Source organism: Mycobacterium sp. KBS0706 (assembly GCF_005938675.2).
GTDB lineage: Bacteria > Pseudomonadota > Alphaproteobacteria > DSM-16000 > Inquilinaceae > Inquilinus.
In genome coordinates this window covers 32,990-58,326 of record NZ_VCCH02000051.1, presented here as the reverse complement: position 1 = coordinate 58,326, position 25,337 = coordinate 32,990, and the positions used below count along the sequence as shown (strand labels likewise).

The 25,337-nt window shown below is 70.0% G+C and carries 25 protein-coding genes and 1 tRNA gene; 11 read left to right on the top strand and 15 right to left on the bottom strand.

Annotation, left to right across the window (positions count from 1 at the left end; all coding sequences use genetic code 11):
• Nucleotides 1–495: 495 nt before the first annotated feature.
• Together FFK22_RS25065 and FFK22_RS25060 are read right to left on the bottom strand one after the other, a co-directional pair.
• A tRNA-Ala gene (locus FFK22_RS25065) sits at nt 496–571 on the bottom strand.
• 119 nt (nt 572–690) lie between these two features.
• Nucleotides 691–1,161, bottom strand: coding sequence for a TIGR02300 family protein (locus FFK22_RS25060; protein ID WP_138888764.1), 471 nt, complete (start codon nt 1,159–1,161; stop codon nt 691–693).
• A gap of 247 nt (nt 1,162–1,408) precedes the next feature.
• Between FFK22_RS25060 and FFK22_RS25055 the strand changes: the two genes are divergently transcribed.
• From FFK22_RS25055 to FFK22_RS25030, 6 genes are all read left to right on the top strand, one after another.
• Nucleotides 1,409–2,053: a d(CMP) kinase gene (locus FFK22_RS25055; protein ID WP_138888763.1), complete on the top strand. Its 645-nt coding sequence runs from the start codon at nt 1,409–1,411 to the stop codon at nt 2,051–2,053.
• 123 nt (nt 2,054–2,176) lie between these two features.
• Nucleotides 2,177–3,904 carry a 30S ribosomal protein S1 gene (rpsA, locus tag FFK22_RS25050; protein WP_138888762.1) on the top strand — a complete coding sequence of 576 codons (1,728 nt, stop codon included), beginning with the start codon at nt 2,177–2,179 and terminating at the stop codon, nt 3,902–3,904.
• 192 nt (nt 3,905–4,096) lie between these two features.
• Complete coding sequence (locus FFK22_RS25045) at nt 4,097–5,395, top strand: MFS transporter (RefSeq protein WP_138888761.1); 1,299 nt, start codon at nt 4,097–4,099, stop codon at nt 5,393–5,395.
• A gap of 150 nt (nt 5,396–5,545) precedes the next feature.
• Nucleotides 5,546–5,830, top strand: coding sequence for an integration host factor subunit beta (gene ihfB, locus FFK22_RS25040; protein ID WP_138888760.1), 285 nt, complete (start codon nt 5,546–5,548; stop codon nt 5,828–5,830).
• 37 nt (nt 5,831–5,867) lie between these two features.
• Entirely contained in the window at nt 5,868–6,218 is a 351-nt protein-coding gene (locus tag FFK22_RS25035; protein ID WP_138888759.1) for a lipopolysaccharide assembly protein LapA domain-containing protein, read from the top strand.
• A 10-nt stretch (nt 6,219–6,228) separates the two neighbouring features.
• Nucleotides 6,229–7,176, top strand: coding sequence for an ornithine cyclodeaminase family protein (locus FFK22_RS25030; protein ID WP_138888758.1), 948 nt, complete (start codon nt 6,229–6,231; stop codon nt 7,174–7,176).
• 27 nt (nt 7,177–7,203) lie between these two features.
• Here FFK22_RS25030 and paaE read toward each other — a convergent pair whose 3' ends face one another.
• The 8 genes from paaE to FFK22_RS24990 all read right to left on the bottom strand — a co-directional run bounded on the left by paaE (nt 7,204) and on the right by FFK22_RS24990 (nt 13,701).
• On the bottom strand, nt 7,204–8,286 hold the full coding sequence (gene paaE / locus FFK22_RS25025) for a 1,2-phenylacetyl-CoA epoxidase subunit PaaE (RefSeq protein WP_138888757.1): 1,083 nt from the start codon (nt 8,284–8,286) through the stop codon (nt 7,204–7,206).
• Entirely contained in the window at nt 8,286–8,777 is a 492-nt protein-coding gene (gene paaD / locus FFK22_RS25020; RefSeq protein WP_138888756.1) for a 1,2-phenylacetyl-CoA epoxidase subunit PaaD, read from the bottom strand. The genes paaE and paaD overlap by 1 nt, the downstream gene beginning before the upstream one ends.
• 155 nt (nt 8,778–8,932) lie before the next feature.
• Complete coding sequence (gene paaC / locus FFK22_RS25015; RefSeq protein ID WP_138888755.1) at nt 8,933–9,709, bottom strand: 1,2-phenylacetyl-CoA epoxidase subunit PaaC; 777 nt, start codon at nt 9,707–9,709, stop codon at nt 8,933–8,935.
• On the bottom strand, nt 9,709–9,996 hold the full coding sequence (gene paaB, locus FFK22_RS25010) for a 1,2-phenylacetyl-CoA epoxidase subunit PaaB (protein ID WP_138888754.1): 288 nt from the start codon (nt 9,994–9,996) through the stop codon (nt 9,709–9,711). Before paaB ends, paaC begins: the two co-directional genes overlap by 1 nt.
• Entirely contained in the window at nt 9,993–10,994 is a 1,002-nt protein-coding gene (paaA, locus tag FFK22_RS25005) for a 1,2-phenylacetyl-CoA epoxidase subunit PaaA (RefSeq protein ID WP_138888753.1), read from the bottom strand. Before paaA ends, paaB begins: the two co-directional genes overlap by 4 nt.
• Nucleotides 10,995–11,111: 117 nt before the next feature.
• Nucleotides 11,112–11,984: a phenylacetic acid degradation operon negative regulatory protein PaaX gene (paaX, locus tag FFK22_RS25000; protein WP_221938835.1), complete on the bottom strand. Its 873-nt coding sequence runs from the start codon at nt 11,982–11,984 to the stop codon at nt 11,112–11,114.
• 8 nt (nt 11,985–11,992) lie between these two features.
• Nucleotides 11,993–12,637 carry a TetR/AcrR family transcriptional regulator gene (locus tag FFK22_RS24995; RefSeq protein ID WP_138888752.1) on the bottom strand — a complete coding sequence of 215 codons (645 nt, stop codon included), beginning with the start codon at nt 12,635–12,637 and terminating at the stop codon, nt 11,993–11,995.
• Between the two features lie 59 nt (nt 12,638–12,696).
• Nucleotides 12,697–13,701, bottom strand: a complete 1,005-nt coding sequence (locus tag FFK22_RS24990; RefSeq protein WP_221938834.1) for a GlxA family transcriptional regulator — start codon at nt 13,699–13,701, stop codon at nt 12,697–12,699.
• A 146-nt stretch (nt 13,702–13,847) separates the two neighbouring features.
• Here FFK22_RS24990 and FFK22_RS24985 point away from each other — a divergent pair, with 146 nt between their 5' ends.
• Genes FFK22_RS24985 through FFK22_RS24975 form a run of 3 tightly spaced genes read left to right on the top strand, consistent with a single transcriptional unit; the run spans nt 13,848 to nt 17,412 of the window.
• Nucleotides 13,848–14,990, top strand: coding sequence for an aromatic ring-hydroxylating dioxygenase subunit alpha (locus FFK22_RS24985; RefSeq protein WP_138888750.1), 1,143 nt, complete (start codon nt 13,848–13,850; stop codon nt 14,988–14,990).
• 6 nt (nt 14,991–14,996) lie between these two features.
• Nucleotides 14,997–16,652: a choline dehydrogenase gene (locus FFK22_RS24980; protein ID WP_138888749.1), complete on the top strand. Its 1,656-nt coding sequence runs from the start codon at nt 14,997–14,999 to the stop codon at nt 16,650–16,652.
• Between the two features lie 16 nt (nt 16,653–16,668).
• Nucleotides 16,669–17,412 (top strand): class II aldolase/adducin family protein, encoded by a 744-nt coding sequence (locus FFK22_RS24975; RefSeq protein ID WP_138888748.1) that lies wholly within the window; start codon nt 16,669–16,671, stop codon nt 17,410–17,412.
• A 3-nt stretch (nt 17,413–17,415) separates the two neighbouring features.
• Here FFK22_RS24975 and FFK22_RS24970 read toward each other — a convergent pair whose 3' ends face one another.
• The 3 genes from FFK22_RS24970 to FFK22_RS24960 all read right to left on the bottom strand — a co-directional run bounded on the left by FFK22_RS24970 (nt 17,416) and on the right by FFK22_RS24960 (nt 19,800).
• Nucleotides 17,416–18,408, bottom strand: a complete 993-nt coding sequence (locus FFK22_RS24970) for a YihY/virulence factor BrkB family protein (RefSeq protein ID WP_138888747.1) — start codon at nt 18,406–18,408, stop codon at nt 17,416–17,418.
• A 79-nt stretch (nt 18,409–18,487) separates the two neighbouring features.
• A complete protein-coding gene (locus FFK22_RS24965) occupies nt 18,488–19,099 on the bottom strand; it encodes a LysE family translocator (protein ID WP_138888746.1) in 612 nt (203 codons plus the stop codon).
• Nucleotides 19,100–19,326: 227 nt separating this feature from the next.
• Nucleotides 19,327–19,800 carry an Lrp/AsnC family transcriptional regulator gene (locus FFK22_RS24960; protein ID WP_138888745.1) on the bottom strand — a complete coding sequence of 158 codons (474 nt, stop codon included), beginning with the start codon at nt 19,798–19,800 and terminating at the stop codon, nt 19,327–19,329.
• 153 nt (nt 19,801–19,953) lie between these two features.
• On the opposite strand from FFK22_RS24960, the gene FFK22_RS24955 reads away from it, so the two are divergent.
• Together FFK22_RS24955 and FFK22_RS24950 are read left to right on the top strand one after the other, a co-directional pair.
• Nucleotides 19,954–22,044, top strand: a complete 2,091-nt coding sequence (locus FFK22_RS24955; protein ID WP_138888744.1) for a transketolase C-terminal domain-containing protein — start codon at nt 19,954–19,956, stop codon at nt 22,042–22,044.
• A gap of 146 nt (nt 22,045–22,190) precedes the next feature.
• The gene (locus FFK22_RS24950; RefSeq protein WP_221938833.1) at nt 22,191–23,543 is read left to right on the top strand and encodes a dihydrolipoamide acetyltransferase family protein; all 1,353 of its coding nucleotides are present in this window, start codon (nt 22,191–22,193) and stop codon (nt 23,541–23,543) included.
• Nucleotide 23,544: 1 nt separating this feature from the next.
• On the opposite strand, the gene FFK22_RS24945 is transcribed toward FFK22_RS24950, so the two are convergent.
• Together FFK22_RS24945 and FFK22_RS24940 are read right to left on the bottom strand one after the other, a co-directional pair.
• The gene (locus FFK22_RS24945; RefSeq protein ID WP_138888742.1) at nt 23,545–24,606 is read right to left on the bottom strand and encodes an S-adenosylmethionine:tRNA ribosyltransferase-isomerase; all 1,062 of its coding nucleotides are present in this window, start codon (nt 24,604–24,606) and stop codon (nt 23,545–23,547) included.
• Nucleotides 24,603–25,322, bottom strand: coding sequence for an SDR family oxidoreductase (locus FFK22_RS24940; protein ID WP_138888741.1), 720 nt, complete (start codon nt 25,320–25,322; stop codon nt 24,603–24,605). Before FFK22_RS24940 ends, FFK22_RS24945 begins: the two co-directional genes overlap by 4 nt.
• Nucleotides 25,323–25,337: the final 15 nt, after the last annotated feature.

Below are 25,337 nucleotides of genomic sequence, written 5' to 3'. Positions count from 1 at the left end.
CGCGTCCGCGCTCCTATGGCTTGCCTGAGGCGCAGCTCGATGTCGGTTCTGACTGTAGCACCCCCTGCTCCTCCCGCGAGGGGAGGGAGGATAGAATGGGTGAAATCCCCCGCTCTAATAGCGGGGTCCCGGAGGCGGCGGGGGCGGTGCGAGAAGGGGTGGCGGAGGCGGCGCGCAGGCCGCGAGGCCGAGGGTCAAAGCCAAAGTCAGGGCGATCAGACGGAGCACAAGGTCCTCCTGGCTTATGGGAGTCCAGGCTGCAGGATGCGGCCATCGTCTGACGAGACTAGGCGCGGCCCGTTTCTGCCATTGGTCGCGCCGTTGCCGGATGTGAACCGGAAACCGAAATTGTTGTCGGAAGATTGCCGCACGGAGCCGAGCGGATCGCAGCGGTGCGTCCTGGCGGGACGCTGTCCTGCGGAACCGCGCCAGCTGCCTGCGTCGTGCCGACACGGAAAGAGAAAGGGCCTAGCCGTCGCCGGCTAGGCCCTTACTTGGTGGAGCCAAGGAGGATCGAACTCCTGACCTCTACAATGCCATTGTAGCGCTCTCCCAGCTGAGCTATGGCCCCGAAACTCTGGGCGACGCACCGTCCGGGGTGTTTTCCGGGGGGCGTCGGCGGGGGCGGATCTTATTCATCCGCCCCGCCTATGCAAGAGGTTTTTTACAGGATTTTTTCAGGCCCCGCGATCAGCGGTTCCGCTCCTCGCCGTCATCCTCGATTTCGACGTCGACATCCTCCTCGCCGAGATCGTCGGCATCCTCGATCAGGACGTCCGAATCCTCGCCGAGTTCCTCTTCGCTGTCGAACTCGTCGGCCGGCGCCTTCTCCTTGGCGCCGTCGTCCTCGTCCTCCTCGGCCAGGGTCTCGTCGAGGTCGCCCTCGTCGATCACCTCGACCTCCTCGGCCGCCTCCTCGTCGTCGCCGGTCTCCTCGGTCTCGGTCTCGTCCAGCGCGTCGCTGTCGTCGTCCTTGACGGCACGCACCTTCTCGACCGGCTCATCGACGATGATGGACCGCGACCGGCGCGACTTCAGGAAGGCCTCCGGGTCGTACTCGGTGCCGCATTTCGGGCAGATGATCGGGTCTCGCTGCAGATCGTAGTAGCGGGCCCCGCAATTGTGGCAGATGCGCTTGGCGCCCCATTCAGGCTTCGCCACGCCGAGCCTCCTCGGATTATGTCGGGATGGAAGGGCGCCATCTGCCACGCGGAACGCCGGCTGTCAAAAACAAAACGCCGCCCGAAACGGGCGGTCGCCGTTCCGCCTCCGCGCCATCCATGCTATCAGCCCGCGGGTTCCACAGTTCTCGCCCGGGGCGCAACCCGGGGCCGGTGATGGGGATGGTCGCCTTGCGTCTCGTGATTTTCCGCTCGAAGGGGCCGCTCGGCGCCCGGGGGCCGGCGGCATGACCGTCATCGCCATCGACGGCACCGCCGCCTCGGGCAAGGGCACGCTGGCCCGTCGGCTGGCCGCCGCCTACGGCTTCGACCACCTCGACACCGGCCTCTTGTACCGCGCCGTCGGCGTCGCCGTGCTGCGTGCCGGTGGCGATCCGGACGACCCGATCGCCGGCCTCGCCGCGGTGCTGGCGCTGGACCCGGCGACGCTCGGCGACCCCGATCTGCGCGGCGACGCCGCGGCCCAGGCGGCCAGCCGGGTGTCGGCCATTCCCGGGGTGCGCACCGCTTTGCTCGAATTCCAGCGCCGCTTCGCCGAACACCCGCCGGGGGCGGTGCTCGACGGCCGCGACATCGGCACGGTGATCTGCCCGGATGCCCCGGCCAAGATCTTCGTCACGGCCACGCTGGAGACCCGCGCCGCCCGGCGGTGGAAGGAGTTGCGGGAGCGCGGCCACCAGTCTATATACGACGAGGTCCTCGACGACCTGAGACAGAGAGACGAGCGCGACCGTCGCCGCGCCGTGGCCCCCTTGGTCCCGGCGAGCGACGCTTTTCTGTTGGATACGAGCCAGCTGACGGCGGACCAGGTGTTCGATCAGGCTCTGGCTTATGTGTCCCGCCGGATCGGCCCCCCGCGCGACGCTGTCTGACCCTCGGGCCGTCGTCGAACACATGATGGAGATTCGGGCATCGGGCCCGGCCCGGCCATCGCGCTCTCCCAGGCGGGACGACCCGCCGGCGCGACGACCGGTCTGTCTCTAACGGGAGTTTTCATGGCTACTAGTTCCGCCGCCGTCAAATCGACCGAGAGGGAAAGCTTTGCTGCCCTTCTCGAGGAGTCGCTCGGCCAGTCCGAGAGCTTCGAGGGTACCGTCGTCAAGGGCCGGGTGATCTCGGTCGACAACGACATGGTGCTGATCGATGTGGGGCTGAAGTCCGAGGGGCGCGTGGCGCTCAAGGAATTCGCCGTTCCGGGCCAGCAGGTCGAGCTCGTCCCGGGGGACACCGTCGAGGTGTTCATCGAGCGCATGGAGGACAAGAACGGCGAGGCCGTCCTGTCCCGCGAGAAGGCCAAGCGTGAAGAGGCCTGGACCGCGCTCGAGAAGTCGTTCACCGACCAGCTGCGCGTCACCGGCATCATCTTCGGCAAGGTCAAGGGCGGCTTCACCGTCGACCTGAACGGCGCCGTCGCCTTCCTGCCGGGCAGCCAGGTCGACATCCGGCCGGTGCGTGACATCAGCCCGCTGATGGGCACGCCGCAGCCGTTCCAGATCCTCAAGATGGACCGCTCGCGCGGCAACATCGTGGTGTCGCGCCGTGCCGTGCTCGAGGAGAGCCGTGCCGAGGCCCGCTCCGAGCTGGTCGCCAACCTCAAGGAAGGCCAGATCCTCGAGGGCGTGGTCAAGAACATCACCGACTACGGCGCCTTCGTCGATCTCGGCGGCGTCGACGGCCTGCTGCACGTCACCGACATCGCGTGGCGCCGCATCAACCACCCGTCCGAGGCACTGCAGATCGGCCAGGCCGTCAAGGTCCAGGTCGTCCGCTTCAACCCGGAGACCCAGCGCATCAGCCTCGGCATGAAGCAGCTCGAGGCCGATCCGTGGGAGGGCGTGGTCGCCAAGTACCCGGCGGGTGCCCGCTTCCGCGGCCGCGTGACCAACATCACCGACTACGGCGCCTTCGTCGAGCTGGAGCCGGGCATCGAAGGCCTGGTCCATGTCTCGGAGATGAGCTGGACCAAGAAGAACGTCCATCCGGGCAAGATCGTCTCCACCTCCCAGGAGGTCGAGGTGATGGTGCTCGACGTCGATCCGGTGAAGCGCCGCATCAGCCTCGGGCTGAAGCAGTGCCTGCCGAACCCGTGGGAGGTGTTCGCCGAGAAGTACCCGGCCGGCACCGAGCTCGAGGGCGAGGTCAAGAACATCACCGAGTTCGGTCTGTTCGTCGGCCTGCCGGGCGAGATCGACGGCATGGTTCACCTCTCCGACATCGCCTGGGACCGGTCCGGCGAAGAGGCGATCCAGGACTTCAAGAAGGCCGACCAGGTCAAGGTCAAGGTCCTCGACGTCGACGTCGAGAAGGAGCGCATCAGCCTCGGCATGAAGCAGCTCACCGAGGACACCTTCGAGAAGGCGGCCACCACCGGCGGCCTGCGCAAGGGTGAGGTCGTCACCGGCACGGTCACGGAAGTGAACGACGGCGGTGTCGAGGTCTCGGTCGGCGACGGCCTGATCGGCTTCATCCGCAAGTCCGACCTGTCGCGCGACCGGTCGGAGCAGCGGCCGGACCGGTTCTCGGTCGGCGACAAGCTGGACGCCAAGGTGATGCAGGTCGACCGTGCCGCCCGCAAGGTCTCGCTCTCCATCAAGGCCAAGGAGGTCGAGGAGGAGAAGCAGGCGATGGCGGAATACGGTTCGTCCGACTCGGGCGCCTCGCTGGGCGACATCCTCGGCGCCGCTCTGCGCCGGGCCCGCGAGAACACGACCGAAGAGAAGTAAGCCAAGGCCTCACGGCCTCGGCCGGGCCCGCCTCCGCAAGGAGGCGGGCCTTTTCTTTAGGGCGTCAGGGCTCGGGGAGCGTGACCAACAGCGGCTCCTGGCCGATCTGCCCATTGACAACCGGCCCCCAGAAGCCGAGGGACGGAGCAGGGGGAAGAGAAAGCGCCAGATCCGATTCCGAAAGGCCCCCTCATGAGCGCAGCCGCCAGCCCCCCGTCGAAGGCCATGGCCGTCCTCCGCGTCTCCAGCGGCAACTTCCTGGAGATGTACGACTTCATGGTCTACGGCTACTACGCCTCGTATATCGGCAAGGCCTTCTTCCCGACCGGCAGCGAATTCGCCACGCTGATGCTGTCGCTCGGCACCTTCGGGGCCGGCTTCCTGATGCGGCCGCTCGGCGCCCTGGTGCTCGGCGCCTATATCGACCGGCACGGACGGCGCGCCGGCCTCCTGCTGACGCTCGGGCTGATGGCGGTCGGCACCCTGACCATCGGCCTGCTGCCGGGCTATGAGACGCTGGGCCTGCTGGCGCCGCTGCTGATCCTGCTCGGCCGGCTGCTGCAGGGCTTCTCGGCCGGCGTCGAGCTCGGCGGCGTCTCGGTCTACCTGACCGAGATCGCGACCCCGGGCAACAAGGGCTTCTACGCCTCCTGGCAGTCCGGCAGCCAGCAGGTGGCGGTGATCGTCGCCGCCCTGATCGGCGTGCTGCTCAGCGTGCTGCTGCCGCCGGATTCGGTCAGCCTGTGGGGCTGGCGGGTGCCGCTCCTGGTCGGCTGCCTGATCGTGCCGCTGATCTTCCTGCTGCGCCGCTCGCTGCAGGAGACCGAGGCCTTCCAGGCCCGGGCGCATCGCCGCCCGACCGTGGCGCAGATCATGCGCTCGCTGGCCGACAACTGGGCCGTGGTCCTGCTCGGCATGCTGCTGGTGACGATGACCACGGTCAGCTTCTACCTGATCACCGCCTACACCCCGACCTTCGGCAAGCAGGCGCTGCACCTCGCCGACATCGACAGCCTGACGGTGACGCTGTGCGTCGGCATCACCAACCTGATCTGGCTGCCGCTCTCGGGCGCCCTGTCCGACCGCATCGGCCGCACGCCGATCCTGGTCGCCTGCACCGTGCTGATGCTGGTCACCGCCTATCCGGCGATGCTGTGGCTGGTCGACGCCCCGTCCTTCGGCCGGCTGCTGTCGGTCGAGCTGTGGCTGTCCTTCCTCTATGGCAGCTACAACGGCGCGATGATCCCGTTCCTGACCGAGATCATGCCGGAGGATGTGCGCACCAGCGGCTTCTCGCTGGCCTACAGCCTGGCCACCGCGACCTTCGGCGGCTTCACCCCGGCGATCTGCACCTGGCTGATCGAGGAGACCGGCAACCGGGCGATGCCGGGGCTGTGGGTGTCCTTCGCCGCGCTGTGCGGCCTGGCCGCGACTTTGCTGACGGTTCGCGGCCGCCGCGGCATGGCCCCGGAGATGCGGCCCGCCGAGTGATCTCCCGGGCTGGAAATCCCTTTGTCCAGAGGCACTTGCCCTTGCTTTCGCGCGGCCGTGCTGGCACCATCCCGGCTTGCCGTCAACTCAAGCGAGGCGACGCGGCCATACCGTGTCGACAACAAGGCGGCGGGCAGGGATTCGGGAGACATGACGAAGTCCGAGCTGATCATGCGGCTTGCCGAGCGCAACCCGCACCTCTACCAACGCGACGTCGAGCGCATCGTCACCACCATCTTCGACCGGATCACGTCGGCTCTGGCGGAGGGCCAAAGGGTCGAGCTGCGCGGCTTCGGCGCCTTCTCGGTGAAGCGCCGCGACGCGCGGACCGGGCGCAACCCGCGCACCGGCGTCGCGGTCGACGTGTCGGAGAAGCTGGTGCCGTTCTTCAAGACCGGCAAGCAGCTGCGCGAGCGGCTGAACACCGATGATTGACGGGCCCCGCGGCCCGGCCCACCACGAGGGATAGCCCGTGCGGTACATCGCCTGGATCGTCACCATCCCCTTCGCCCTGCTGCTGCTGTCCTTCGCGATCAGCAACCGCGAGCTGGTGACGCTCGGCCTCTGGCCGCTGCCGTTCCGGATCGACGCGCCGCTCTATCTGGTGGCGCTGCTGCCGCTGCTGCTCGGCGTGCTGATCGGCGGCATGGTTCTCTGGTTCGCCCGCTTCGCCACCGGCCTGCGCATGCGCCGGCTGGAGACCCGGCTGGCCGCGACCCAGAAGGATCTGGAGGGGATGAAGGCGCGGCAGCGCCCCGGGGTCCCGGCCACAGCCAACCGCAACGGCGACCCGGCCCGCCTGCCTGCCGCCGGCCAGCACTGAAGACAGTGTCATGCTCGCCATCGATGCCGCCGCCCTCGACCGGGCGATTGACACGCGCGCCCTGATCGAGGCGCTGCGCCAGGCCTTCCGCCGCGAGGTCGAGGCGCCGCTGCGCCATCACCACACCATGCCGACCGCGGCCGGCGACGCCACCCTGCTGATCATGCCGGCCTGGGAGCGGGAGCAGGCGATCGGCATCAAGCTGGTGTCGCTGATGCCGGGCAACCCGGCCAGGGACCTGCCCTTCATTGTCGGCTCCTACCTGCTGCTCGACGGCCTCACCGGCGTGCCGCGGGCGATCATGGACGGGCCGACCCTGACCAACCGCCGCACCGCCGCGGCCTCGGCCCTGGCCGCCGACTACCTGGCCCGGCCGGACGCGTCGCGCATGGTGATGGTCGGCGCCGGCGCGCTGGCGCCGCACTTCATCCGCGCCCATGCCGCGGTCCGCCCGTTGTCCGACATTGCGATCTGGTCCCGCCGGCCGGAGCAGGCGGCGGAGCTCGCGACGGCGTTGGCGGCCGAGGGCCTGCCGGTCCGCGCCGCCGCCAATCTCGAGGCCGCGGTGCGCGCGGCCGATCTCGTCTCCTGCGCCACGCAGTCGCGCGAGCCGATCGTGCACGGCGCCTGGCTGCAGCCCGGTGCCCATCTGGACCTCGCCGGCGCCTATCTGCCGGCGATGCGCGAGAGCGACGACGAGGCGGTGCGCCGGGCCCGGATCTTCGTCGACACCCGCGCCGGCGCGCTGGCCGAGGCCGGCGACCTGCTGCAGCCGATCCGGGCCGGGGTGATCGGCGAGGATGCGATCCTGGCCGACCTGCACGACCTGACCCGCGGCACCGCGCCGGGCCGCGGCTCGCCGGACGAGATCACCCTGTTCAAATCGGTCGGCACCGCGCTCGAGGACCTCGCCGCCGCCCGCCTGGCGGTCGAGACCCTGGAAGGGCAGGGGACCTAGCCGGGCCTCGATCGGGGCGGACCATCGTCACACCTGATCGTAGTCGACCACCACCCGGCCGGTCTTCGGATGGGACTGGCAGGTCAGGATGAAGCCGGCCGCGAGCTCCCAGGGCTCCAGCGAGTAGTTGAGGTCCATCGCCGCCTCGCCCTCGACCAGCTTGGCACGGCAGGTCGAGCACATGCCGCCCTTGCAGGCATAGGGCAGGTCCATGCCGGCGCGCAGGGCCGCGTCCAGGATGCTCTCCCCATCCGCCACCGGCACCTCGCGGCGCTTGCCATCGACGGTCAGCACGGCGGTTCGGCTCGGCGCGTCCAGGGGCGGCGCCACCGGCTTCGGCCTTGGCCGGCCGCCGAGGGCGGACACGAACAGCTCGACATGCACTTTCTCCGGACCGATGCCCAGCTCCGCCAGCGTCGCCGCGATCTCCCGGCTCATCGCCTCCGGACCGCAGAGATAGACCTCGTCGACCGCCTCGGCCGGCACCACCAGCCGCAGCAGCCGGCGCACCTTCTCGTCGTCCAGCCGGCCGGTGAGGACGGCCAAGTCCTGCTCCTCCTGCGACAGCACATGGAACACCGAGAGCCGGCCGAGGAAGCGGTCCTTCAACTCCTCCAGCGCCTCGCGGAACAGGATCTCGGCGGTGGAGCGGTTGCCGTAGAACAGGAAGAAGCGGCTGTCCGGCTCGCGCGCCAGCACGCCGCGCAGGATCGACAGCACCGGGGTGATGCCCGACCCGGCGGCGAAGCCGACATGGATGCGCGGCCGTTCCGGGATACAGGGCGCGCCAAAGCGGCCGGTCGGGGTCATCACCTCGATTTCATCGCCGGGCTGCAGCGTGCGGTTGACCCAGTCGGAGAAGACGCCGCCCTCGACCCGCTTCACCGCGATCCGCAGCTCGCCGTCATCGGGGCCGGAGCAGATCGAATAGGACCGGCGCATATCCTCGCCGTCGATGGTGGCGCGCAGGGTCAGGTACTGGCCGGGGGCGAAGCGGTAGTCGCCGGCGAGCCCGTCCGGCACGTCGAAGGCGATCGAGACCGCGTCGGCCGTCTCGCGCCTGAGGTCGCGGATGGTCAGGCGGTGGAAGCGCGGCGTGGCGGCGGACATCAGTGGCACTTGAAATAGTCGAAGGGCTCGCGGCAGTCGGTGCAGCGCCATAGCGCCTTGCAGGAGGTCGAGCCGAACTCCGACAGGCGCTCGGTATGGACCGAGCGGCAATGCGGGCAGGGTACCGTTTCGGTCCCGAACAAGGCGCGCCGGCCGGCGCCGTCCTGCGGTGGGGCGACGCCATAGGCGGCCAGCTTGTGGCGGCCTTCCGGCGTCAGCCAGGCAGTGGTCCAGGCCGGCGACAGCACGGTGCGCACCTGGGTGCCGCCGATGCCCACGCGCTCCAGTGCCAGGCCGATCTCCAGCGCGATCACATTCATGGCAGGGCAGCCGGAATAGGTCGGGGTGATCACTACTTCGATCTGCCCGTCCCGCACCGTCACCTCGCGCAGCACGCCCAGATCGGCGATGGTCAGCACCGGCAGCTCCGGGTCGACCACCGCGGCCGCGGCGTCCCAGGCGCGCTGACGCAGGGCGTCCGTCTCGGACATGAGAGGGGCCGGAGCCACCCCCTCACCCGAAATCGCTGGCGCGATTTCGACCTCTCCCCAAGGAGAGGTGAAGGAGCCGCGGCTCTGCTTTCCCTCTCCTCGGGGAGAGGGAGGGGCCCGGCGCGAAGCGACGGGAGGGTGAGGGGGATGGGCCGTCACCACTTCGCCCCCGGATAGCTGCGCTGCAGGACCTGCAGCTCGCTCAGCAGATGGCCGAGATGCTCGCTGTGCCGGCCGTCGCGGCCGCCGCGCTGGGACCAGCCGGTGGCCGGCGCCACCAGGGTAGCCTCGGCCAGCACCGCGGCCACGGTGCCGGACCAGGTCTCGCGCAGGCTCTCGGGATCGATCGCGACGCCCTGTCCGACCAGCTCGCTTTCGGCCTCATCCACCCCGAACATCTCACCGGTGTAGGGCCACAGCTCCTCCACCGCGGCCTGGGCCCGGGCGCGGCTCTCCGCGGTGCCGTCGCCGAGGCGGATCACCCATTCCGCGCTGTGGCGCAGATGGTAGGCGCTCTCCTTCTCCGACCTCGCGGCGATCGCCGCCAGGGTCGGATCGGCCGAGCCCATCATCGCCCGCCAATAGGGATCGGCGAAGGCGGAGTAGAAGAACTGGCGGAGGATGGTGCGGGCGAAGTCGCCGTTCGGCTGCTCGACCAGCAGCAGGTTGCGGTACTGCCGCACGTCGCGCAGATAGGCGTAGCGGTCCTCGTCATTGCCGGCGCCCTCGACCTCGGCCGCGTAAGTGTAGAGGGCGCGGGCCTGGCCGATCAGGTCGAGCCCGATATTGGCCAGGGCCATGTCCTCTTCCATCATCGGCGCATGGCCGCACCATTCCGACAGGCGGTGGCCCAGGATCAGGGCGTCGTCGGCCCGCGCCAGGGCGTAGCGGACCAGCGGCGTCTCGGCGACGGTGATCATGGCCGCGGCCATCACATATGCCCGATCTCGTCGGGCACGTCGTAGAAGGTCGGATGGCGGTAGATCTTGCTGGCCGCCGGCTCGAACATCATGCCCTTGTCGGCGGGGTCCGACGCGGTGATGGCGTTGGACGGCACCACCCAGATCGACAGCCCTTCGCCCCGGCGGGTGTAGAGGTCGCGCGCCGCCTGCAGCGCCATGGTCGGGTCGGCCGCGTGCAGCGACCCGACATGCTTGTGCGCCAGCCCGTTGCGGCTGCGGATGAAGACTTCCCAGAGGGGGAAATTCTGCGTGGTCATGGCGTTTCCTCCCGTCGGGCGGCGGCGCGGGCGCGGCGCTTCTCGGCATAAGCCAGGGCGGCCTCGCGCACCCAGGCGCCGTCGTCATGGGCCTTGCGGCGTGCCGCCATCCGGTCGCGATTGCAGGGACCGTTGCCGGCCAGCACCCGCTTGAACTCGTCCCAGTCGATGGCGCCATAGGCCCAATGCCCGGTCTCGGCATTGAGCTTGAGCGCCGGGTCGGGCGGGAACAGGCCGATGAACTGGGCCTGCGGCACGGTGGCGTCGACGAACTTCTGGCGCAACTCGTCATTCGAGAAGCGCTTGATCTTCCACCGGGTCGAGGTGTCGCTGTGCTGGCTGGCGGAATCCGGCGGGCCAAACATCATCAGGCAGGGCCACCACCAGCGGTCCAGCGCGTCCTGCGCCATCGCCTTCTGCTCCGGCGTGCCGCGGGCCAGGGTGACCATGATCTCGTAGCCCTGGCGCTGGTGGAAGGATTCCTCCTTGCACACCCGGATCATGGCGCGGGCATAGGGGCCGTAGGAGCAGCGGCACAGCGGGATCTGGTTCATGATCGCGGCGCCGTCGACCAGCCAGCCGATGGCGCCGATATCGGCCCAGCTCAGGGTCGGGTAATTGAAGATCGAGGAGTATTTGGCGCGGCCGGTCAGCAGCTGGTCGACCAGTTCCTCACGCGCCGTGCCCAGCGTCTCGGCCGCGGCGTAGAGGTAGAGGCCGTGGCCGCACTCGTCCTGCACCTTGGCCAGCAGCGCCGCCTTGCGCCGCAGGGTCGGCGCCCGGGTGATCCAGTTGCCCTCCGGCAGCATGCCGACGATCTCGGAATGGGCGTGCTGGGAGATCTGGCGGGTCAGGGTCTTGCGATAGGCCTCCGGCATCCAGTCGTTTGGCTCGATCCGGTCCTCGGCGTCGATCCGCTCCTGGAAGCGGGCGGCGAGGGCGGCATCCTCGACGGGCTTGGCGGCTTGATCGGTGGCGTTGAGGGCCTGCGTGTACATGGCGTCCAGCGTCCTCCATGACCTTGATCCAAACATATGTCACAAAAATATTAACAGTCAATAATTTTGGTAACATATAGAGGCATGGAGACCCCTCGCCATGACGGAGGGGACGCTCTACCGAAACCGCGCCTGCAGCTCCGGTCCTGGCGGGGGGAGGGGGCCGGATTCGGCTTGGCCGTTCGTGTCGAGCCAGCGCTCCGAGGCCGGCAGCAGCCGGTGGTAGAGATCGGCGCAAAGGGCGCGGGCGGCCGTGCCGGGCCAGTCCGGCGGCAGCAGGTCGGCCGGCAGCACCGGGTCGCGCAGGACGATGCGGCGCCAGGCGTGGATCAGCAGGATACGGGCGATGAAGCTGTCCTGGTCGGATAGCGTACCGCCATCCGCCAGCGCCGCCCGCAGGGGCTCGAAGGCGTCGTGGAAGCGGCGATAGGCGGCGGCCGTCTGGTCCAGCGGCCAGCTCAGCGCCGCCAGCCGGCGCCGCGTTTCAGCATCGCTCGACGCGTCCAGGCGCAGCGCGTCCCCCGCCTCCGGCGGGACCGGCGTGCCGGCGGGCGCCACCCAGACGCCCGGCGTGGCGCTGCCGAAGCCGGCGGCCTGCAGGGCCAACCGAGCGGCCTCGCGGTCGCCGCCATTGCCGGCCAGCACCAGCACGAAGCCGCTGCCGGGCGGCGGCGGATGGGCGTTGTAGATGTGCTCGGTGGCGGTGCGGAACGTCTGCCGCCCGCGCTCGGCCAGGCGGTAGAAGCTGTTGCGGCCGACCCGGCTGCGCTCCAGCCAGCCATCGGCGGCCAGCCGCGACATCGCCGTGCGCACCACGCCGTCGCCGATGTCGATCGAATGCAGGAAGGCGGACAGGGTGCCAAGCCACAGCGACCCACCGCGCGGCACGATCGCATCGCCATAGACGGTGATGATGATCGACCAGGTGCGCGACGGCTCGGCCTTCAGGCTGTCCAGGATCCGGCGCAGGGCGGTGCGGGGGGCGGGCACGGCGTCGGTCAGGCGGTTTCCATCCGCCGGCGGGGTGCCGACTTGTCCTGCACCGCCGCCACCGCATCCGCGGCGCCGGACAGGACCAGCTCGGTCGCCAGCCTGGCATAGTCGGCGCGGCTCAACCCCTTGCCCTCGCGGAACCAGAGGTAGTGCCAGTTCAGCATGCCGAACAGCGACATGGTCAGCGGCATCAGCAGGGCACGATCGGCGGCTGCCTGCGGCACCGCCGCGGCCAGCGCCTCGGCGAAGATCCGCACCAGGGTGCGCTCCATCTCCTTCAGCTGCTCCTGCTGCTCCGGCGGCAGCAGCTTCAGGCTGGTGATCTGCACCTGGTGCTCGGCATCGGCGTCGCGATAGGCGTCGAGCAGCGCGGCGACCACCGCGTGCAGCCGCTCGCGCGCGCTGGCGGGGGCGGCCGCTGCTTCCTCCACCGCCGCCACCAGCGTCGACAGGTGGTCGGCCAGGATGTCGAGCAGCACCGCGTCCTTGTCGCGGTAGTAGTGGTACAGCAGCGCCTTCGAGATGCCGCAGGCGTCGGCGATCATGGTGATCGAGGCGCCGGTGAAGCCGTGCCGGGCGAACAGCTCCGCCGTCCGGTGCAGGATCGCCCGCCGCTTCTCGTCATAGTCAGGGGCGCGGGTGCGGGCCATGACCTCCGGTCCGTCAGAAGTGTCAGCTGCCCTCAGACTCGGAGCATCGCGGCCGCAGATCAAGAATTCTCTGAGCGCTCGGTCAGTGAATGGCGCGGTTTCTGCCGCAGGACGGGGGCGGTGGTCGACTGTCGCCGGTCGGCGCTGGGCTTGCAGCCGAACTGGGCGCGGTAGCGGCGCGAGAAGTATTCGGGCGAGGGGAAGCCGCAGGAGAAGGCGATCTCGGTGACGCTCAGCCCGGTCTGCTGCAGCAGCTGGTGCGCCTTGGCCATGCGCAGCAGCAGGTACTGGCCCTGGACCGGGCGGCCGAGCGCCTGCCTGAACCGGCGTTCCAGCTGGCGCAGCGACAGCCCGACCCGGTCGGCGATCGCGGCGCAGGGTAGGGGCTCGTCGATCGTGCCGCGCATGATCTCCAGGGCCTGCGCCACCACCGGGTCGGCGGCCGGCTGCGTCTCGTTGTCCGATTCCCGCTGCCCGGTCTCCGGCGGTCGCACCCGGCCGAGCAGCAGATGCTCGGCGACCTCGCCGGCCAGGCCGGGATCGGCGTGGCGGCCGATCCAGCCGACCATCATGTCGAGAATGGCGGACGCCCCGGCGCAGGTGATCCGGCCGCCCGAGACGGCATAGAGCTGCGGCACCACGCGCACCGCCGGATAGCGCTCCTGGAAGCCGGTCAGGTTGTCCCAATGGACCGCCGCCGTGTGGCCGTCCAGCAGGCCAGCCTCGGCCAGGGCCAGGCTGCCGGTCTCGATGCCGCCGAGCTCGACCCCGAAGCGGGCCAGCCGCCGCAGCCAGGGCAACACCGGCCGCTGCCCGGCCACGGCGGCGGAATCGAAGCTGGCCAGGACGAAGACGGTGCCGCTTCCCTCCGCCGCCGCCAGGTCGCCATCGACCGGCGTGACGGTGCCGTTGCTGGCCCGGACCGCTCCGCCGTCCGCGGACACCACGGTCCAGGCGAACAGCCGTTGCTGCGCCAGCCAGTTGGCGACGAACAGCGGCTCGATCGCCGCGGCGAGGCCCAGCGCCGAGAATTCGGGCAGCACCAGGAAGGCCAGCTTGCGCATGCATGTCCCGTGGTCGAACCGCCCCAGCATGCCATCGCCACCGTCTGCGGCCTGCGAAAAATCGACATCTCCGTGACGGGCAATGACAGGTTGCGGCCCGGAACCTCTCCCACTCTTCCGGCAATGCCAGCCAGCGGGAGACAAAAATGACCATCGCGGTTCCGACCTGGACCAAGGCCGACCAGGAGGCCGGCTATTCTCTTCCGGCCCCGTTCTTCTACGACCCGGCGGTGTACGAGGCGGAGCGGGAAGGAATCTTCCTGAAGTCCTGGCATCTGGTCGGCCATCTCAACGACTTCCGCGAGACGGGCGACATCGTCACCGAGACGATCCTCGACCAGAGCGTCCTGGTGATGAAGGGTTCGGACGGGCAGATCCGCGCCTTCCACAATGTCTGCCAGCACCGCGGCAACCGGCTGGTCGAGACCCGGCGCAGCAAGGCCCGGGCGATCACCTGCGGCTACCACGCCTGGACCTACGGCCTCGACGGCAGCCTGCGCGGCGCGCCGCGCACCGAATGCCTGGCCCATTTCGACAAGGCCGAGCACGGGCTGAAGCCGGTGCGGGTCGAAATCTTCGGATCCTTCGTCTTCGTCAATCTCGACCCCGCGGCCCGGCCGATCGCCGAGATGGCGCCCGGCGCGGAGGTCGAGATGCGGCGCTTCCTGCCCGATCTCGACCGGCTGGTGCTGGTGGAGGAGGTCGACGTGCCGGTGGCCGCCAACTGGAAGGTGATCCAGGAGAACTCGATCGAGGGCTATCACTTCAGCTATTCCGGCCCGGTGCACCGCGAGCTGGCGCAGCTGATCGATTTCGACGGCTACGCGCTGACGCCGCGCGGCGACTGGTGGACCTATATCGGCCCGCCGAAGCCGGGCACCACCCACGCCTATGGCGCGCCGCTCGACGGCGCGACCTGGCAGACCGACTGGTTCTTCAATCTCGGCCTGTTCCCGAACGCGACGATCTACGCCTTCCCCTATGCCGACGTGGTCGGCACCTTCATTATGATCCCGACCGGACCGGAGACCTCGATCCTGCGCTTCGGCTATTACGGGCCGGAGGGGCGGCCGTTGCCGGAGGTGACTCGCGCCTGCATCCGCTGGATGAACGAGGATCTGGGGCCGGAGGACATCCAGCTCAACATCTCCAACCAGAAGGGCCTGCGGTCGATGGGCTTCCGCCATGGCCGCTACCTGATCGGCGAGACCCCGGACAACCGCAGCGAGCACCTGGTCCGCCACTTCCACCAGCTCTGCCACCGGGCGATCCGCCCCGACGCGGCCTGAGCGGCGATGGCCAAGGGCTTCGACTACGTCATCGTCGGCGCCGGCTCCGCCGGCTGCGTGCTGGCGGCGCGGCTGACCGAGGATCCCGCGGTGAGGGTGCTGCTGCTGGAGGCCGGGCCGGCGGATCGCAGCTGGCAGATCCATATGCCGGCGGCGGTCGGGCGGCTCCTGTCCTCCGACCGGTTCAACTGGGCCTATGTGTCGGAGCCGGAGCCGCATCTCGACGGCCGCCGCCTGTCGCATCCGCGCGGCCGGGTGCTCGGCGGGTCGTCCTCGATCAACGGCATGGTCTATATCCGCGGCCATGCCCGCGACTACGACGCCTGGGCCCAAGCCGGGCTGCAGGGCTGGGCCTATGCCGACGTGCTGCCCTATTTCAAGCGGGCGGAGCGGCACAGCCTGGGCGGCGACACCTATCATGGCGGCGACGGGCCGCTGTCGGTGTTCGCGCCGAACCTGGCCGAGACGCCGCTGGCCGATGCCTTCGTCCGGGCGGGGCAGGAGGCGGGATACGGCCTGACCGCCGATGTGAACGGGGCGCGGCAGGAGGGCTTCGGCCGGATCGACCGCACCACCGGCGGCGGCCGGCGCTGGAGCGCGGCGCGCGCCTATCTGCGGCCGGCGCTGGGCCGCCCGAACCTGACCGTGGTCACCGGCGCGCTGGTCCGCCGCATCGTGCTCGAGCGCGGCCGCGCCGTCGGCGTCGAATTCAGCCGCCGCGGCCGGGTCGAGACCGCGCGGGCCGGGGCCGAGGTGATCCTGTCGGGCGGGGCGATCAACTCGCCGCAGCTGCTGCAGCTGTCCGGCATCGGCCCGGCGGGCGACCTGGCGGCGCTCGGCATCGCGCCGCTGGTCGACTTGCCCGGCGTCGGCGCCAACCTGAATGACCATCCGGACATCGTCATCCAGCACCGCTGCCGCACGCCGGCGTCGCTGTACGGGGTCAATCGCGGCCTGCGCAAGCTGGCGACCGGGCTGCGCTGGTTCGCCGGCAAGACCGGCCCGGCCGCGTCGAACCATTTCGAGGCCGGCGGCTTCATTCGCAGCCGGCCGGGCATCGAGCATCCCGACCTGCAGTTGACCTTCATGCCGATCGCGATCAAGCCCGGCACGGTCGAGGATGTCGGCGGCCCCTCCTTCCAGGTGCATATCGACCTGATGCGGCCGCGCAGCCTGGGCCATGTGAGGCTGCGCTCCGCCGACCCGGCCCAGCCGCCGGCGATCCGCTTCAACTATCTGGAGGACCCGCAGGACGGCATCGACCTGAGGGACTCGGTGCGGCTGACCCGCGAGATCCTGGCCCAGCCGGCGCTGGCCGCCTATCGCGGCGAGGAGATCTATCCCGGCCCGGCGGTGCGCAGCGACGACGAGATCGACGCGTATCTGCGGGAGGGGATCGAGACCTGCTACCACCCGGTCGGCACCTGTCGGATGGGGCAGGGCGGCACGGCGGTGGTGGACGGAGAATGCCGCGTCCATGGCGTCGGGGGCTTAAGGGTGGTCGACGCCTCGGTGATGCCGGCGATCGTCAGCGGCAACACCAACGCGCCCACCATCATGATCGCCGAGAAGGCGAGCGACCTGATCCGCGGCCGGCCAGCGCCGCCGCGTGGCGATCCACCGGTGTGGATCCATCCCCAATGGGAAACCGCCCAGCGCTGAGCAGGAGGGACCTTTCATGACCGCAGCTCTCGACGACCACTGCTCAGCCCGCATCGACCTGGCGGCGGCGTTCCGCTGGTTCGCGCGGCTCGACATGCATGAATCGATCGCCAACCACATGAGCGTGGCGGTGTCCGGGGACGGGTCGCGCTTCCTGATCAACCCGTGCCGGCTGCACTTCTCGCGCGTCACCGCCGGCAGCCTGTTGCTGCTCGACGCCCATGATCCGACCACGCTGGACCAGCCCGACGCGCCGGACCCGACGGCCTGGTACCTGCACGCGCGGCTGCATGCGGCGTTGCCGCAGGCCCGCTGCATTATGCATCTGCACTCGAAATACGCCACGGCGCTGGCCTGTCTGGCCGACAGCACGATGCCGCCGATCGACATGAACACCGCCCGCTTCTTCGGCCGCGTCGCGATCGACGACGGCTTCGCCGGCATGGCGCTGTCGGATGAGGAGGGCGACCGGCAGGCGGCCTTGATGACCGAGGGCAAGACCGTGCTGCTGATGGCCAATCACGGCGTGCTGGTGATCGGCCCCACCGTGGCCGACGCCTTCGACGAGCTCTATTATTTCGAGCGCGCGGCCGAGACGCTGCTGACCTGCTACGCCGCCGGCCGTCCGCTGCGGGTGATGCCGGACGAGGTGGCGCGGCTGACCGAGCGGCAATGGCGCGGCTATGGCCGCTTCGCCGCCGACCACCTGGACAACGTCAAGGCGATCCTCGACGCCGAGGAGCCTGGCTACCGCGACTGAGCGTCATTCCTTCGCTTCTTCGTCGCGCCAGGGCTTGGTCTCCCCGAGCGTATCGGCCATCACCGCACCGCGCCGGCCCATCGGCTTGTCGCCGCCGACGGTGCTGTCGCGCGCGGTCTGGTGCTCCGTCTCGGCGTTCAGCTCGGCGCCGATCAGGAAGACGACGGTCGACAGCCAGATCCAGGTCAGAAAGCCGACCACCGCCCCGAGCGAGCCGTAGGTCGCGTCATAGCTGCCGAAGCGGGCGACATACCAGGAGAACAGCATCGATCCGCCGATCCAGACCAGCGCCGCGACCGCGCTGCCCCAGCTGACCCATTGCCACCGCGCATCGCGGCGGCTCGGTCCGAAGCGGTACAGCAGCGACAGGCCGACGATCGTCAGCAGCAGCAGGGCCGGCCAGCGCAGCAACCAGACCAGCGTGCCGGCGAGGGATCCGAGGCCGACGAAGCTGAGGACCACCGGCACGACGACCACGCCGACGAGGGCCAGGACGACGAAGACGAGGGCGAGCGCGGTGAACAGCAGCGAGATGCCGTTCAGCCGGAAGAAGCCGCGCTTCTCGGTCTCGTCATAGACGGCGTTCAGTGCGTCGAACAGCGCCTTCATCCCGGCATTCGCGCTCCACAGCGAGATGGCGAGGCTGACGAAGAACGCGATGCCGAGGGCTTGACGGGGCTGGCTGGCGAGGCGATGCATCTGGCCGCCGATCACCTCCATCCCGCCGCTCGGCAGGATGAAGGCCAGCTCGGCGATGTCCCGCTCGACCGTGACGGGATCGGCCACGAAGCCGTACAGCGACACGATCACGCCGATCGCGGGGAACAGGGCCAGCAGCGAGTAGTAGGCGACGCCGGCGGCGAGGGCGAAGACGCGGTCGTCGTCGATCTCCGTCCATACCCGGTACAAGATGTCGAGCCATCCGCGCCGCGGGATCTCGACCGGCGACCGTGCGTCGCGGCCATGCCCTTCTTCCGTCGACGGCGACGTCGCCATCGGGCTCTCCCACCGATACCGGACCTTTTAGGGTCGAACGGCAGGGAGCGCGGAGGCGTTCCGCTCCAGGAGAATCGGCCTATCGCTCGGCCAGAGCCAGCTTGGCGCCGAGGGCGACGAAGGCGGCGGCGAAGCTGCGGCGCATCCAGGTCATCACCCGCGGGCGCGAGATCACATGGTCGCGCATCGCGGCGGCGAACAGGCCGTAGACGGCGAAGACCAGGAAGGTCATCAGCATGAACACGCCGCTCAGCTCCAGCATCCGGGCCAGGGGCTGGGCCTCGCCGGCGCTGACGAACTGCGGCAGGAAGGCGACGAAGAAGATCGACAGCTTTGGGTTCAGGATGTTGATCAGGATCGCGGTCACCGTGACCTGCAAGGCCGACCGGCCGCCGACCTGCTTCTCCACCTTGAGCGCGCCGTGCTCGCGCAGCGTGTTCCAGGCCATCCACAGCAGATAGGCGACGCCGAGATATTTGAAGATCTCGAAGGCCAGGGCGCTGGTGTGCAGCAGCGCGGCGAGTCCCAGGATCGCCGCCGCCAGATGCGGCACGATGCCGAGGGTGCAGCCGAAGGCGGCGATCACGCTGGCGCGCGACCCGCGGGTCAGCCCGGCCGCGATGGTGAACAGCGCGCCCGTGCCGGGCGAGGCGACGATGATGAACGAGGTGATCAGGAACTCGATGCTCACGGCCGCGCTCCTCCGGTCAGGCTGCGGCCGCCACGATGCCCCGGCGCGGCCGGGCGGGCAAGGAGCTCGCTGATGGGCCGGAGCCACCCCCTCACCCGAAATCGCTGCGCGATTTCGACCTCTCCCCAAGGAGAGGTATAGGGAGCGAGGCTCTTGTTCCCCTCTCCTCGGGGGAGAGGGAGGGGCCCGTCGCGTTGGCGACGGGAGGGTGAGGGGGCGGCTCCGCTCTAGACCGGGATCGCGACGCTGTTCTTGATCTCGCGCAGCGCGAAGTTCGAACTGATGTGCTGCACCGCCGGGCTGGTGAACACCACCTCCTTCAGGAACTTCTCGTAGTCCAGCGGGCTGCGGGTGACGATCCGCAGGATGTAGTCGGCCGAGCCGGTCATGGAATAGAACTCCAGCACCTCCGGCCGCTCGGCGATCTTCTTCTCGAAGGCCTCGATCTGCTCGCCGTCATGCTTGGCCAGGGTGACATGGGCGAAGGCGGTCTCGCCATAGCCCAGCCGGGCGGGGTCGACGCGGGCGACGTAGTCCTTGATCACGCCGCGCTCCTCCAGCGCCTTCAGCCGCCGCCAGGTCGGCGAGGTCGACAGGCCCACCGCATCGGCCAGCTCCTGCACGCTCTGCCGGGCGTTGCGCTGCAGCGCCGCCAGTATGGCGCGCTCGAACCGGTCCAGCTCTTCGGCATCCGTGGGCATGAAACCTCCGTAATCTCCTTGATCCGGAAAAATCATACCTCAGATCTCGTGGTGCTGCGCCGACATCGGCAAAACTTTTCCCCGATCTCGGCGCATCCTTTCTTTGAAGATGCGCGCTCTGCGCGTCCGGTCGGAACACAGAAGGACGACCCGGTGACCGCTCTCGCCTTCCAGCAGCCCCGCCTCCTGGCGAATGCGCCCGATCCCGGCTTCGACTGGCGCCGAATCGCCCATCTGCTGCACCTGTCCCGCGCCCTCGACGCGCTGGAGGAGACGGTGCTGGCACCGCAGAAGAAGGTGCTGTACCAGTTTTCCGCCCGCGGCCACGACCTGGCCCAGATCCTGCTGGGCACGCGGCTCGACGACCCGCGCGACGCGGTCTGCGGCTATTACCGTTCCCGGCCGATCCTGCTGACGCTCGGCGTCGACCTGGTCGACGCGCTCGGCTCCGCCATGGCGCGGGACCAGGGCTATTCCGCCGGCCGCGACATCGGCGTGGTGTTCAACTTCCCGAACCCTGCCGGCCCCTCGGCGCTGCCGATGTGCGGCGGCGTCGGCACCCAATACACCCCGGCCGCCGGCTGGGCCCAGGCGCTGGAATACGGCCGCATCGTGCTGCACGACCCCGCCTGCGACCGCGCCATCGCCGTGGTGCTGGGCGGCGACGCCTCGGTCGCCACCAACGGCTTCTGGTCGGCGCTGACCATCGCCACCACCCAGCGCCTGCCGGTGCTGTTCCTGATCGAGGACAATGGCTACGGCATCTCGGTGCCGTCGCGGTTCCAGACCCCGGGCGGCGACATCGCCGCCAACCTCGCCAGCTTCCGCGGCCTGCATATCCTGGCGGGCGACGGCACCGACCCGGCCGAGGCGGCGCGGCTGGCCGATGCCGCCGTCGCCCATGTCCGCGGCCGCAAGGGCCCGTGCCTGCTGCGGCTCAGCGTGCCGCGGCTGGAAGGGCACAGCTTCCAGGACACCCAGGCCTACAAGCCGGCCGAGACCGTGGCGGCGGAATGGGCCCGCGACCCACTGCCCAAGCTGAAGCAGTTCCTGGTCCCGGCCGTGATGGAGGCAGCGGAATGGGATGCGCTCGCGGCCGAGGCCGAGACGCAGGTCGAGGCGGCGCGGGTCCGGGCCGAGGCGCGCCCGGCCCCCGATGCCGCTTCGGTGACCCGCCACGTCTTCTTCGAGGGCGAACCGCAGGCGATGGGCGGGATGCGCAGCGAAGCCATCGTGCCGGCTGCGGGAAGCGATGTGCCGCAGCCCGAGGGGCCGCGGATCAACATGGTCACCGCCATCCGCCGCACCCTGGACCATGAGCTGTCGGTCAATCCGCGCATGGTGGTGCTGGGCGAGGACATCGGACCGAAGGGCGGCGTCCATGCCGTGACCCTGGGGCTGCAGGAGAAGTTCGGTGCCGCCCGGGTGATGGACACCAGCCTGTCGGAGGAGGGCATCGTCGGCCGCGCCGTCGGCATGGCCCTGGCCGGCCTCTTGCCGGTGCCGGAGATCCAGTTCCGCAAATACGCCGACCCGGCGGTGGAGCAGATCAACGATTGCGGCACGATGCGCTGGCGCACCAACAACCGCTTCGCCGCGCCGATGGTGCTGCGCATGCCGGTCGGCTTCCTGAAATGCGGCGACCCCTGGCACAGCCAGACCAACGAGGTGCAGTTCGTGCACGCGCCGGGCTGGAGGGTTGCGGTGCCGTCCAACGCCGAGGATGCGGTCGGCCTGCTGCGCTCGGCACTGCGCGGCGACGACCCGGTGATGTTCCTGGAGCATCGCGCCATGCTCGACGCTCCTTCAGCCCGCCGGCCCTATCCGGGCGACGATTACGTCCTGCCCTTCGGCCGGGCGCGGACCACGATGGCAGGCCGGGATCTCACCATCGTCACCTGGGGCGCCATGGTCGAGCGGGCGGAGGCGGCGGCGCGGGCCAGTGGCAGGTCGGTCGAGGTGATCGACCTGCGCACGCTGATGCCATGGGACAGCGCGGCGGTGCTGGCCTCGGTGGCCCGCACCCGGCGTTGCCTGATCGTGCATGAGGATCTGCGCACCGGCGGCTTCGGGGCGGAGATCGCGGCGGTGGTGGCGGACGAGGCGTTCATGGATCTCGACGCCCCGGTGGCCCGGTTGACCATGCCGGACATCCCCAGCCCGCACAACCCGGTGCTGCTCGACGCCGCGGTGCCGTCGGTGGATAGGATCCGCGACAAGATCCTCGCGCTGACCGGGTTCTGAAAGCCAAGCACTGAACAAGGGGCGAGACAATGCCGTCCAAATTTGTGCAGGACACTTCGCCCGAGGGTTTGAAAGCTTTGATGGAACTGCTGGAGTCTCCGGCGATCATCTCTGCAGATAACGTAAGGGGCACAAACGAAACCAAGGTGATCGACGTGTTCGCGCCGGTCCAGCAGGAGGGCACCAAGGCGGCGGTGCGCGGCTGGCTCGCGGCCGTGGGCGACACCGTGCGCGAGGGCGACCCGCTGGTCGAGCTGGAGACCGACAAAGTCACGGTCGAGGTGCCGGCCCCGGCCTCCGGCACGCTGGTCGAGATCCTGATCGCGACCGACCAGGACGCTGTGCCGGGGGCGGTGCTGGGGAGGATCGGGGCTGCTGCCGCTGACTCTTCCTTAGTCCCCCCTCCCTTTGCGGGAGGGGGGCAGGGGGAGGGGTCTGCGCGCGTCGGCGCGCAAACGGTCGGCGACCTCGACGCGTCGCATCAACCCGGCATCGGCTCCAGTGGCGAAAACCCCCTCCCCCTAACCCCCTCCCGCGGGGAGAGGGGGGACTCGGATGGGGCGAGCGGGAGAGATGCAGACGTGTCTCTTGCGGCAAGGTCCATCGCCGAATTCGACCCCGCTTTCCGCCTTTCGCCATCGGTGCGCAAGCTGCTGGTCGAGACCGGGCTGGACCCGGCTGGGCTGACCGGCAGCGGCAAGGACGGGCGGCTGACCCGCCAGGATGTCGAGAAGGAGGTCGCCCGCCGTCAGGCTCGACCGGCCGCGCCGGCCGAAGCGAAGCCGGCGTCCGGGGCCCTCCGCTCCCACCGCATCCCGCACGATGCCATGCGCCGGCGCATCGCCGAGCACATGGCGCACTCGGTCGCTACGGCGCCGCATGTCACCGCCGTGTTCGAGGCCGATTTCGGCGCCGTGCTGGCGCATCGCCTGGCGCACAAGGCGGCGTTCGAGCGCCAGGGCGTCGCCCTGACCGTCACCGCCTATCTGGTCCAGGCCTGCGTTGCCGCGATGAAGGCGGTGCCTACGGTCAACAGCCGCTGGCACGACGACGCGCTGGAGGTGTTCGACGACATCGGCATCGGCATCGGCACCGCGCTCGGCGACAAGGGGCTGGTGGTGCCGGTGGTGCACCGGGCGCAGTCGCTGTCGCTGCTCGGCGTCGCCGCGCGGCTGCAGGAGGCGACAGCCCTGGCCCGCGCCGGCAGGCTGGCGCCGGCCGATGTCCAGGGCGGCACCTTCACCATCTCGAACCACGGCGTCTCCGGCTCGCTCCTGGCGGCGCCGATCATCATCAACCAGCCGCAGGTCGCGATCCTCGGAATCGGCAAGGTCGAGAAGCGGGTGATGGTGCGCGACGCCGGCGGCGCCGATGCGATGGTGATCCGGCCGATGGCCTATGTCTCGCTGACCATCGACCACCGCGCTTTGGACGGCGCGCAGACCAACGCCTGGCTGACCCGCTTCGTCGAGACGATCGAGACTTGGCCTGCCGAGTAACCTAAGCCACGCGAGCGGTTGCGATCGATCTCGCATCACGGGCCTGCCGCTCCAGCAGCATCACGTCGCCGAACTCGTGGCCGCGATAGCCTTCGGCCGTGAGGGCGGCCGGCAGGTCGTCCAGCACGGTGTCGGGGGCGAAGGCGCGCAGCAGCTCGAAATGGCTCTCGCCCGGCTGGTGCATGCCGGTGAGGAGGGCGTCGACCACACGCAGCCACGTTCCGGGCCCGATGCGGTTGGCGGCGACGCCGTCGCCGGCGCGGACCGTGCCGTCGGCCTCCGCCGCGGCTTCCAGGGCGCGGACCACGGTGGTGCCGATGGCGACGACGCGTCCGCCCGCCGCCTTCGCCCGGGCGATCGCCGCGGCGGTCGGCTCCGGGATCCGGTAGGGCTCGTCGAAGGGCAGGCGCCGGTCGAGCGCCGGGTCGCCGGTCGAGGAGATGCCGGCGGCATGGGTCAGCGTGGCGAAGCCGATGCCGCGCCGGCGCCAGGCGGCGAGCAACGCCCAGTCGAGCGCGAAGCCGGCCGAGGGCGGCTCGAACGCCACCGGATCGGCAGCGATGCGGGTCCAGACGTCCCACAGCGCCAGCGGCTGCGGCACATGAGCGTACTGGATTGGCCGGCCGTGCTGGGCCAAGCCGGCCAGCACGTCGTCCCGCGTGCCCAGGACGCGCAGCCGGATCAGTCGCGGATGGTCCAGCACGCGCTCGATCACGGCCCCCAGGGGCCCGAGCGCCAGGGGATCTCCGGCTGACAGAGGTGGCGGCGCCGGCCGGTCCTCGGTGCGGATGCGGTGGTCGCCGGCGCCGAAGGCCACGGCCACGAAGCGCGTCGGATCGCCCGGCGTCACCCAGCCGGCCAGCCGCAACTCGATCGGGCTCTCGCTCTCGTGATGCCAGCCGCGCAGGCTCGCGGGCAAGGTGGCGGCATCATTGGCGACAACCAAATCGCCCGGCGCCAGCAGCGTCGCCAGGGCCGCGCGGGGCAGGTGCCGGGACTGCCCTCGATCGTCGACGGCGCAGAGCCGGGCGGCCGGCCGGTCGGGACGGTCGGCGGCGATCATGCCTTCACCCGCTGCTCGGCGGCGCGGCCCGGCAGGGCGGCCAGCAGAGCCTGCACGATCTCGGCGGCGGAGACCTCGGGCATCTTCAGGGTCGACGGGTCGGCGTCGGGCACGGCCAAGGCGTGCAGCGGCGTGTCCATGTCGCCGGGATCGATCGACAGGACCTTTACGCCTTCGCCCCGGGCCTCCTCGGCCCAGATCGCCGTCAGATGGCGCAGCCCGGCCTTGCTGGCGCCGTAGGCGCCCCAGCCGGCATAGGCGTTTACGGCCGCGTCGCTGGAGATGTTGAGCACCACCGCACCGCGGCCCTGGCGGGCGGAGGCGGCGAGGGCGCCGAACAAGGTCTTGGCCAGCCGGAACGGCCCGACCAGATTGACCGCCAGCGCCTGCTCCAGCTCCTCGCATTCGGTGTCGGCCAGCAGGGCGAGCGGGACCGGGCCGAGGCTGGAGGCGTTGTTGATCAGCACGTCGAGCCCGCCCAGCCCAGCCGTGACCTGCAGCGCGATCGGGTGGATGTCCTCCTTGCGGCCGACATCGCCGACGATGCCCTGGGCGCCGGTCTCCCGCGCGGTGCGCGCCACGGCCTCGGCGCCGCGGGCGACGAAGGCGACCCGCGCGCCCATCGCGGTCAGCAGCCGCACCAGCGCCAGCCCCAGGCCGGAGGTGCCTCCGGTGACCGCCACGCGCAGCCGCCGCAGATCGGTGTCGATAGCCATGATGGATGCTCCTGT